This window comes from Bradyrhizobium sp. (assembly GCF_036009065.1).
In the GTDB taxonomy this organism is placed as follows: domain Bacteria; phylum Pseudomonadota; class Alphaproteobacteria; order Rhizobiales; family Xanthobacteraceae; genus Bradyrhizobium.
In genome coordinates this window covers 1-1510 of the sequence record NZ_DASYMN010000206.1, presented here as the reverse complement: position 1 = coordinate 1510, position 1510 = coordinate 1, and the positions used below count along the sequence as shown (strand labels likewise).

At 61.9% G+C, this 1510-nt stretch carries 1 protein-coding gene; it reads left to right on the top strand.

From position 1 onward, the window contains the following. Positions 1-162 precede the first annotated feature (162 nt). Entirely contained in the window at positions 163-1251 is a 1089-nt protein-coding gene (locus tag VGP39_RS12790; RefSeq protein ID WP_327568481.1) for a transposase, read from the top strand. Positions 1252-1510 lie beyond the last annotated feature (259 nt).

The window sequence follows — 1510 nt, the reverse complement described above, 5'->3', positions numbered from 1 at the left end:
AGAGAAAGAGGGACAACGAAATTGCAGAACTCGGGCGAAATGAGCCGCGGGAATGCAGACACTTGCTCCGTCGTCGTCCCGGCGAACGCCCATAGGCGCTAAAATAGTGTTGCGGCGCGGAATCGTTTGTGATTCCAGCATGGGATGACACACGAATCGCTTGTGAATGAAGACTGGACGAATGTTGTCGTCCGGCTTGGCGGAGCGGAGACGCTGGATGTTACGGCGCGGGAGACGAAGGCTTTCGTTCGTCCGCGTGAGATCAGGAATGCGGTGGATTTGCTGCGCCTGATCCTGGCCTATTGTCTGGGTGAGCGGGGCTTGCGATCGACCACAGCGTGGGCGACGTCGGTCGGCCTTGTCGACATCTCCAATGTGGCTCTGCTGTACCGCTTGCGTCAGTGCGGGGACTGGTTCGCGATGCTGGTGGGTCAGGCGCTTGCTGGTGCCGCGCCGAAGGCGAGCCGAGGTCGATTGATCCGCATCATCGACGCCACGACAGTGCCGAAGAAAGGACCGGCGGCCCGGAAGAGCAACGAGTTGTGGCGCATTCACAGCGCATTCGATCTTCCGCAGGAACGCTTTGGCCACTTCGAACTGACCGATCAGCAGGCGGGCGAGACGCTTGACCGGATCCCTGTAGTCAAGGGCGAGATCCGTCTTGGCGATCGCGCCCATCTGCAACCCGACCGCATGGCGAACGTGATTGAAGCCGGCGCGGACGTCGTGATCCGGGCCGGCTGGAAGAGCGCATGCTGGCTCGATGCCAAAGGTCATCCGCTCGATCTTGTCGCCGAACTTCGCAAGGCGGCGGCGCGCGGGCGCGGACTGATCGATCGGCCGATCTGGATCAAACGCAAGCACGGCGCGCCTCTCGCCTTGCGTCTGGTCACCGTCAAGAAGCCGGCGCAGGCTGCTGCGGAAGCGCGACGCAAGGCGCGCCGGGGTGCACAGCGGGGAGGCCACCAACTCTCGAAGCAAACGCTCGACGCTGCGGATTGGGTGATCCTGATAACCTCACTCAAGCCGAAAGACTTCGCGACCGCCGATGTTCTCGCCCTCTATCGCCTGCGATGGCGGATCGAACTCGGCTTCAAGCGGCTGAAGAGCCTGATCGGCCTGAAGGGACCTCCAGGAACCGACGAACGCTCCGCCAGACCTCATGTTCTGGCTCATCTATTGACTATTCTTCTGCTCGAGCCGCTCGTCGACGAACTCGAGGTCTCTCCCCGCTTAGCCGAAGCCGCCTGACGCGGCCCGGCGCTTGGCGCCTGCTCCAGCAACTCATCGCGGCGCTGCTTCAAGCCATCATTCCGCAGCCCACGATCAGTCGCCTGTGCCGATCAAGGCATGCCCTCCAACGTCATCTCCGCGAGCCCCCGAGAAAACGTCGATATCAAACAATGATCCAGCTATCTTAGCGCCTATGGGCCTGCGCCGGGACGACAGTGAATTTGCGGCACCGCTTGTCATGCCATCATTGCGAGCGAAGCGAAGCATGGTGGGGAGA